Here is a 9,492-nt window from a genome sequence, read left to right on the forward strand (position 1 = left end):
AACGCCAGCGATACAGCACCCTCTGACCGGCTGGTCAGATAACGCCGGGATCCGTCAGCATTTTCATTATCGAGGTCCCACGCCCTCCTCCAGTTCCAGCATCAGACCGCTCAAGCGCTTGACCTTGCGCTGCACCGCCTCTTCAAACACCCCGGCTCGCGGTTCGATCAAGGTGAACCAGTGCTTGGCTCGGGTAATGCCGGTGTAGATCAGCTCTTTGGTCAACACCGGATTCAAGGCGTCCGGAAGGATCAGCGCGGTATGGGCAAACTCCGAGCCTTGCGACTTGTGCACCGTCATCGCATACACGGTTTCCACATCATTGAGCCGGCTCGGCAACACGAACCGTACTCCGCCGCGCCCGTCGTTACGCGGGAACGCCACCCGAAGGACCGCTTCACCGGCGTTCGGCCCATCACGCTCGGGCAGCTTGAGAGCAATGCCGATGTCACCGTTCATCAGCCCCAAGCCATAGTCATTGCGGGTCATCAGCACCGGGCGACCTTCATACCATTGCTGGTCGCTGTCGATCAGCCGCGCCTTGAGCAGCGCGTCGGTGATGCGCTGGTTCAACCCCTCGACGCCCCACGGCCCTTTACGCACCGCGCACAGCAGCTGAAAAGTATCGAACGCCTGCAAGACCTCACGCGCCCAATCGAGCCAACCTGGATGCTCAAGGGGAGCTCCCGCAGGCGGACGCTGATTGCGCAGAACGCTCAGGTAATGCCGATACCCGTGGGGGCCATCGCCATGCCCTTCCAGAACAAGCCGCTCCAGTGCGTGGTCCTGCTCACCTTTGAGCGCCAGTGAATACACGTCGTCATGGCTTCGCCCAGCCAACAGCTGGCGAGCCTCATCCGGCAATTGCTGATTCACCCGACGCGCGAGCTGGCCGATGCCACTGCCCTCGCCGAAACGCCGCGAGTGACGCAACATCACCACTTGCTGCGCCAACGGGTGTGTACCGTCGATGTCCTCATGCAAACCGCTGTCCTGCAAGGACTCACCGCTAACGGACTCCAGCCACTGGCGGGTCTGCGGACTGTACCAACCCGCCTCGGCGTCGCGGCACAGATCCCCCAGCACCGCACCGGCCTCGACGGAGGCCAGTTGATCCTTGTCGCCCAGCAACACCAGACGAGCGTGTGACGGCAACGCATCAAGGAGGTTGGCCATCATTTCCAGATCGATCATGGACGCTTCGTCGACCACCAACACATCCAGCGGCAGACGGTTCCCGGCATGGTGACGGAAGTGTCGGGTACCGGGACGGCTGCCGAGCAAGCGGTGAACAGTGGTGACCTCGGAAGGAATCTTTTCCCGAACGGCGTCGGCGACTTTCAGCGATTGCACTTGCTGGCTGATGGACTCGGTCAACCGCGCAGCCGCCTTACCCGTGGGGGCGGCCAGGCGAATGCGCAGAGGCTGGCCGGCCTCGACCGCCGGGGCCTGAAGTAACGCCAGCAAACGCACCACCGTGGTGGTCTTGCCGGTGCCAGGCCCGCCCGTGACGATGCTGAAAGCACCTCGGGTCGCCAGCGCGCAGGCGAGTTTCTGCCAGTCGATCACGTCGGCGTTCTTTGTCGATCCGAACAACTCGTCCAGCCGCTGCGACAGATCGCCCGGCGTCGGCTCATGCTCCGCCAAGCGCTGACGCAGAGCAGTGTCGATGCGTCGCTCATAGGCCCAGTACCGCCGCAAGTACAGGCGTTTACCGGATAGCACCAGAGGACATTGCCGTGCAGACTCATTGTCGTCGGCAGCCAGCGCCACCAGCGAGCTGCCGGCCAGCACCTTGCACCAGTGCGCCCCTTCCAGGGTTTCAAGCAATTGCGATGGCAGCAACAACACACCCGATTGCACGTCACCCTCCGGCGGCAGGGACAGGGCGAAGTCCGGGGCCTTGAGGGTTTCGAACAAATCCAGACACACATGACCGTGGCCGAGTTGATGACTGGTCAACGCGGCGGCAAGTAATACCAACGGATCAACGTCAGGCGCCAACTCGTAAAGAAATGCCACGAATGCCTTGTCCAGCGCCCGCAGCCATCCACGCTCGACCCAGAGGTTCAGTAGCTGCAACAGGTCATGGGCTCGCGTCAGAGGGGTGAGCTGCGCGAGGCCGTCGGCATCCAATGAAACCGGCGGAAAATCCGCGATGGTGCGGCTCATAGCAATTCTCCCTGTTCCCACGCGGGCTCGGCTTTCGGTTCCGGTTTGCCCTGGAACATCCGGTCCAGACGCTCGATCAGTTCTCGCGGCGGCCGCACGAAATACACACCACCGCTGTCAGCACGAGAGCCCCGCAGGAACAGATACAGCGCACCGCCAACATGCCGGTCGTAATCATAATCGGCGAGGCGAGCCTTGAGCTGACGATGCAGTGCCAGCAGATACAGCACGTATTGAAGGTCGTAACGATTTTCCAGAATCGACTGTTCCATGGCCTGGTCGGTGTAGGCGGCGTCATCGACGCCCAGCCAGTTGGATTTGTAGTCCGCCACATAGTAACGACCGTCATGTTCAAAGGTCAGGTCGATGAAACCTTTGAACATGCCGTTGAGTTGCACCGCTTCGGCGGCGACCCGGGCAACACCGTTGTGGGTGAGCTTGCGTACCTGCTCGTCGAGTCTGACGACATCGACTTTGTGGCTGGCGAACCAGAACTCCATCTCGACCCGATACTGTTTCAATTGCTCCAGCACCACCGGTGGTCGACCGGTGCCTGCGGGCATCGGCGATTTGAGCAAATGCTGCAGCCAGTCGCTTAGGGTCGTGATCCAGCCTTCCCAGCCGCGTCGATTGCAACGCCGGGCGATCGCGTCTTCCAGTGCCTCGCGTGAAACCGCGAACCCTTCATCACCTGCCCATTCGAGCAGTCCGTGGAGGAACGTCCCCGGATTCGGTCCTCGGGGGAAGCGGTGAATCTCGGCACCTCCCGGAACGATCTCGCGAGGAGCATCGGGCTCAAGGCGCTCGTCGTCGAACAGTTTCTGCGCTTGCGGGCTGTCCGGTGCTTCATCACTGCCCACACTCAACACGTCACTGATTCGCAAGGCACTGTAGGAAGCGATCCACCAGTTCTCACTGGCCTTGCGTTTGGGGATCAACGTGGCACTTGGGATCGCTTCGTTGCGTGGCGGCTGGTAGCGTTCGCTGGTTGCCAGGGGCATTTCAACGATGCCCAGCGCAGGGCAATGTTGCTGCAGATCGTCGAGCCAGCGAGTCAGACCGCTGGACTCACTCAATGACGCGCCACCACCCACCAGATAACCAAGTGCTGAAAGATGCAGGACCGAGCTGCTGTTATTGCCGCGCTTGAGGTCCGTCATGCCAAGCCAGCAGGCATGTTGTGCCCGGGTCAGAGCGACGTAGAGCAAGCGCAGGTCCTCCGCCAGCCGCTCATTGTCGGCCAGGGCAATCAGCTCGGCATCAGGTTTGAGACTGACCTGAGCCTTGCCGGATGCATCGTGGTAATGCAACGGCATCCGGCTGCCGTCCACGGGTTTGGCCGAGCAGATAAAAGGCAGAAACACCAACGGATACTCAAGCCCCTTGGACTTGTGGATCGTCACGACCTTGACCAGTTGCTCGTCGCTTTCAAGGCGCAGGATCTGCTCCTCACCCGCTTGACCGGACAACGCAAGGTGCTCGGCCAAATGCCGGATCAGCGCCTGCTCGCCATCGAGTTCGGAGGCCGCCTGCTGCATCAGCTCCGACAGGTGCAACAGGTTAGTCAGCACCCGCTCACCATCACTGCGCGCGATCAAGGTTTGCGGCAGATGGAAGTCATGCAGAAAACGCCGCAACATCGGCAGCACGCCTTGTTTGCGCCAGATCTCGCGATAGGCTCGGAACTGCATGACGCGTGCTTCCCAGACCAGTTCGTCCTGATTCAGGCGCTCCAGCTCAGTCAACGGCAGGTTCAACGTGGTGCAGGCGAGGGCTGCCTTCAACGAGCGCTCGACATCCGGTTCGGCACAGGCCTTGAGCCAGGCCAGCAGATCATGGGCCTCTTGAGCCGCGAAGACAGAATCCTTGTCCGACAGGTAAACACTGCGCACCCCTCGGGCGGCAAGTTCACCGCGTATCGCTTGGGCCTCTTTGCCGTCACGCACAAGAATTGCGATGTCCGCCGGTTGCACCCCGCGAAAATCCTTGCCGTCCTGCGCGAAACCAGCGCTGCCGGCTTTTCCGCCATTGAGCAGGGCAGTGATTTCACTGGCGCAGGCCGCCGCCAACTGCTGACGATAGACCGCACCGGAGACTGGTTGCTCGGTGGATAAATGCCAGATATTCAGCGCCGGCACGTCTTGCCCGGAAATCAGTAAATGTTCCTTGCGCCCCTGAGAATCCACGGGCTGAAACGGCACCGGGTTGTCACCGTTTTTCTCTCGAAACAGAAACGCGCCGCGTCCCTGTTCACGGGATTCCGCGCGCTCGAACACCTGGTTCACCGCACGGACCATTCCATGACTGGAGCGGAAGTTTGTGCCCAACGTATGTAGCCGCCCGGTGGTGGCTATTCGCGCGCGCAGGTAGGTGTAGATGTCTGCGCCACGGAAGGCATAGATCGCCTGCTTCGGGTCCCCGATCAGGAATAGTCCGGTCTCGGGATTGTTTTCCTCGATGCGATAGATGTTCTCGAAGATCCGGTACTGCACCGGATCCGTGTCCTGGAATTCGTCGATCAGGGCGACCGGAAACTGCTCGCGAATAAGCGTGGCGAGGCGCTCGCCGCCTTCGGATTGCAGGGCTGCGTCGAGTCGCAGCAGCATGTCGTCGAAACCCATTTCGGCACGTCGACGCTTTTCTTCTTCAAAGCGCTCGCCCACCCATTTGGCGGCGTGCTGCAGCACCGCTGCGTCGGGGGTTGGCAGCTCATCGAGGCTTGATTTGAGTGCCTGCATGGCGTCCAGTCCCGGATGGCTCGGTGGCTCGCCTTTCCAGGCCTCGGCCATGCCGTCAGGCGTGAGCCGGGTAAATCCGGTACCGATATCCAGTTGTTCCAGTGACTCGTCTTCAGCCCAGGCCTTGAGTTTCTCGAACCAGGGCTCGAAGTAGCGAGCCTGCATCTTGCGCCCGTCGACTGTCTTGCTGGCGACGCCCTGATGACAAATGGCGAGCAGCTCATCCGCCCACCGCTGCCAGGGCTTTTTCAATTCAACCAATGCTGCTCGACGTTCTTGCAGGCATTCTTCGATCAATTCGGCCGGAGATCTGCCTTCTGCTCCATTACGTTCAGTACCGAAGAGAGCACGTACGCGAGGCAACAAAGCGGCCGGACCGCCCCAGTGACTGCGAACCCAATTCAGTACATCCCCCTGCATCGGATAGCAGAACAGGCGCCAGTAATCGCGGAGCACTTCGCCCAACAGATCGCTGTGATCGGTTTCGAGGGTCTGGGTAAACAGACTACCGCTGTCGAATGCGTGTTCGCGCAGCATTCGCTGACACCAGCTGTGGATCGTCGAGACGGCAGCCTCGTCCATCCATTGCGCGGCGATGTCCAGACGATTGGCGCAACCGGGCCATTGCTGAGGGTCGAACTGCGCGCGCAACTCATCGATCAACGTATCTGGAGGCGGTGTCTCGTCACGGAAGAAGCGTGCGGCCTCAGCCAAACGTGTGCGAATACGTTCGCGCAACTCCTTGGTCGCTGCGTCGGTGAATGTCACCACCAAAATCTGCGGTGGCAGCAGCTCGCGACCGAAGCCACTCGCGTCACCACCGTGGCCAAGGATCAGGCGCAGATACAACGCGGAGATTGTAAATGTCTTGCCAGTACCCGCGCTGGCCTCGATCAGTTGACTGCCCTTTAACGGAAACGCCAGGGCAAGAGGCTGCTTTGCGCTCATGAACGTTCCCCCGCGCTGGCCAAGGATTGCCAAGGGGCTTCGAGCACTGGGCGGTATAAAGCGTTGCACCAATCGTGGAATCTCTCTTCGGCCAACAATGCATCGTAATCCGGGAATTGACGGGCCAATGCGGGGCTTTCGCGTCGCTCACCTTCGCTGGTCTGGCCATCACCTTCATAGGCTTTACGGGCAGCGGCTTCAGCTTTCAGCGGGTCATTCTGGCCCAGCCATGCAAAAGCGGTTTTCACCGCCACCGGGAGCGGTTGACGCATTCCTGACTGCCAGGCGAGCAGCAGGTCTTCGAGTATTCTCCAGGCCCGATCCTGCTCCATCGGTTCAAGCAAAAGGGTGTCGTCACTGGCGACCAGCGCCGTAGTCAGAGAAAGCCCACTCGCACAAGCGACCAGATGATTGACCCATGGTTTGGTCAGACGGTGCCATTTGCGGTTCTTGATCGAACCGATGCTGTTGGGGATCGTCGTCACCGACAGCACACCGCCATCGGCGCGTTGATGCAGACCTCCAAGCCATCCTTCCAGGCGTAATCCCTGACATTCATGATTGATCGGGATCGCGCTGGTCAACGGAGTCGGCCAAAGCGTCAGTAGCTGCTGATAGCGTTGCAGCAAATCAGGAAGCGGTTCGATCAACTCTCGCTGCAGGCACTCACCAAATCCCGCCATGGGCAGCAGCCCGCTGTTTTGCAGGCGCCGAGCCTGAGCCTCGAGCGCCTGATCAACACTCTCCGGATGTCTCAGGGCCGCTTCGAGCAAACTGTCGCTGAGGGTATATCGCTGCAACGCATCCAGGACAAAGGGTTCTTCATCGGCTTGAGGTACTTGTGCCGCTTCAAAGTAAACCTTCAATCGCTGAGTGAAAAAGTGTCGCACCGGATTGCGCAGAAAATCCTGCAGCAGTGCGAGACTCAACGGTTCCTCCTGGACATGGGGTTCAAGCATTCCTTTCACTTCAACAGGCTCATGACGTTGATGCAGCATCTGCCATTCGCTTGCGTAGCTGAACAGTTCATCTCCCTCATGGAAGTAACGTGAACTGAATGGCTGCAGCGGATGTTCCTGAGTCATGGCATGCAAAATATCCGCACTTTCGTCAGTCGTGCGCCAACCGTTGGCGAGATGATCGCGCAACTGACCGATCAGCACCGAGGGTGGCCGCTCACTGTTGTCACGAATACTGCGTCCAACCCAACTGATGTAGAGCTGATGACGCGCAGACAACAGTGCTTCGAGCAACAGATAGCGATCATCTTCACGGCGGGAGCGATCTCCCGGCCGGTAATCGCTGCCCATGAGGTCGAAATCCAGCGGTGGTTGTGCCCGGGGATAATCGCCATCGTTCATGCCCAGAAGGCAAACCAGCTTGAATGGAATTGCCCGCATCGGCATCAGGGTACAGAAGTTCACCGCTCCGGCCAGGAAGCGTTGGGACAAACGCCCCTGATCCAGCCCGGCCAGCCAGGCCTCGCGAACAACGGTCAGCGGCAACTCGTCTTCCAGTCCGACGGATTCGCAGGTCTCCAGCCAGGTTTCGCGCAGCTCTTCAAGCTGGGTCAGCAAGTAGTCGTCATGCTCATTGCTCGCTTTGAAAAACACCTGCATCAGTACCTGTAACCGGCTCCCCCACTCTTGGGGTTTCGCAGGCTTCAGCAATTGCTGGTGCGAGTACTCCAAAGCATCCAGCAAGGCGACCAGAGGACCGATCAATGCGGCATCGAGACCGCCAATTTCATCGTAGGGCTCAATACCCGCGCAGGCACTTGAGTCGCCAACCGCATACCCGAGGAGCATCCGCCTCAGGCCGAAACGCCAGCTGTTCTGCTCCAGTTCATTTGGCAATCCCAGTCCGGCGCGCTGATCAGCGTCCATCCCCCAACGCACACCGGCGCCTTCGATCCAGCGATGCAGAGTCGGCAAGTCCCGCTCCTCCACTCCGAACCGTGCGCGTAACGCTGGAACATCGAGCAAGTCGAGGATTTCGCTGACGGGGAAACGACTGTCTGGCAGCTTGAGCAAATGTTCGACTGCGATCAGTAATGGATCGCGACCGCGTTGCCCCTGGTCTGCCAGTGTGAAAGGAATGAACCGTGGATCATGACGATCCAGCTGCCCGAACACCGCACGGACATGCGGTGCATAGCTGTCGATATCAGGCACCATCACGATCACATCGCGCGGGCGCAGTTCGGGATTGGCGCTGAAGCGGGCCAGAAGCTGATCGTGGAGAATCTCCACTTCACGCTGGGCACTATGGGCAATGTGGAATCGAATCGACTGGTCCTGCTTCAGATCGACGTCGGGCCAGAGCTCACGCGTCTCGTCGAGTGGGCGCAGCTCCAGAATGTCATCTTGCAGTTGATTGAGCATATTTTGCGGGACTGATTCGCTGAACAGATCGATACGACCATTGCGAAATGCCGCGCGATAGCTGCCGGGGTCGTCATAGCTGTCGAGCAGATTGATGTAGTCACGACCTTGCTTGCCCCAGGCTGCCAGTAGCGGGTGGGCATGTTGATGCAGTGATTCAGAATCCAGAACCACGGGCATGCCGTTCTTGCGAGCCTGACGTTTGTATTGATGGCGCAACAGATCCTTGTCGGCAACGATATCGGCCCAATGATAACGGCAAGGGTTGTGGACACAGAGTAGGACCTGGCTGAAACGGGCCAGCCCTGCCAATGCTTCGAGTACTTGCGCAGGCAGTGAGGAAATTCCGAAAACGATTACTCGTGAAGGCAAACCTGTCGGTGCTTTTTCAAGGTTGTTGATGCACTCGATGAATCGCTGGTGCACGCCCGCACGGCTTTGAGCCATACCTTGTTCACCGACATCCTCAAGCAATGCGCGCCACAGCTCCGCCTGCCAGCAACTGGTGATGGGCAGCGGTTTTATTTCACCTCTGACATTTCGTAGTTGATGACGCCCCTCGGCCCAATCCTCGAGCCAGTCGGCACGGTACACCTGATACTGATCGAATAGATCAGCCAGACGCTCGGACAGCTGGTAGCGCTTGCGTAAGTCGGTGTCATGGGTCAGGAATCGTTGCAGCGGTTCGAAATGCGGCAGGTCGATGACCTGCGGCAACAAGCGCATCAACCGCCAGGTCAGAGGTGCCTTGTCGAGCAGGGACTTTGCCGGGATCTCATCTCGCCCCAGGACCATTCGGTAAAGCTGCCACATGAAACTGCCCGGCAACTGCACATCAATTGCGGCGGCAATACCGCAGCCGCCAAGGTCATCCTCTTCAGGATCCTCGGCTAATGCCAGCTTGAGCCATTGAGCGATGCCGTTGCTCTGCACGAGCGCAATTTCGTTCTCCAGAGGAGCCAGCGGATAGCGCCGCATTATGCTGATCACAAGGCTGCGCAGTTCGTCCAGGCTGTTGCTCTGAACCACCATGAATGCAGCGTTGAGGGACTGAGTGTCCGGCATGAAGGCTTCCTTGGAAAAGTACAAAAGCTAGGGCTGAACCTTAGCATTGTCGGCAGGCGAGGACAGCCGCAAGGCGTCCGAGAATGTCGTACGAACTTTCCTGCGGGCAAAACAAAACCCCAACTGCTTTCGCAATTGGGGTTTCGGAATTTAATCTTGACGATGACCTACTCTCACATGGGGAA

Annotated in this window: 3 protein-coding genes; all 3 read right to left on the minus strand. The window is 59.3% G+C overall.

Translation table 11 applies throughout. From position 1 onward, the window contains the following. Positions 1-66 precede the first annotated feature (66 nt). The 3 genes from recD to recC are packed head-to-tail and all read right to left on the minus strand — an operon-like array spanning position 67 to position 9,307. Positions 67-2,172, minus strand: coding sequence for an exodeoxyribonuclease V subunit alpha (recD, locus tag AC07N4_RS11310; protein ID WP_493065212.1), 2,106 nt, complete (start codon positions 2,170-2,172; stop codon positions 67-69). Beyond that, complete coding sequence (gene recB, locus AC07N4_RS11315) at positions 2,169-5,858, minus strand: exodeoxyribonuclease V subunit beta (protein ID WP_493065211.1); 3,690 nt, start codon at positions 5,856-5,858, stop codon at positions 2,169-2,171. Before recB ends, recD begins: the two co-directional genes overlap by 4 nt. Next, the gene (recC, locus tag AC07N4_RS11320; protein ID WP_493065210.1) at positions 5,855-9,307 is read right to left on the minus strand and encodes an exodeoxyribonuclease V subunit gamma; all 3,453 of its coding nucleotides are present in this window, start codon (positions 9,305-9,307) and stop codon (positions 5,855-5,857) included. Before recC ends, recB begins: the two co-directional genes overlap by 4 nt. Positions 9,308-9,492 lie beyond the last annotated feature (185 nt).

The sequence above is a fragment of the Pseudomonas sp. GW821-FHT09E04 genome (assembly GCF_059416185.1).

What these genes read in the sequence shown, in the direction of transcription:
- recD (WP_493065212.1), bottom strand. Translation starts at nt 2,172, where the DNA reads ATGAGCCGCACCATCGCGGATTTTCCGCCGGTTTCATTGGATGCCGAC.
- recB (WP_493065211.1), bottom strand. Translation starts at nt 5,858, where the DNA reads ATGAGCGCAAAGCAGCCTCTTGCCCTGGCGTTTCCGTTAAAGGGCAGT.
- recC (WP_493065210.1), bottom strand. Translation starts at nt 9,307, where the DNA reads ATGCCGGACACTCAGTCCCTCAACGCTGCATTCATGGTGGTTCAGAGC.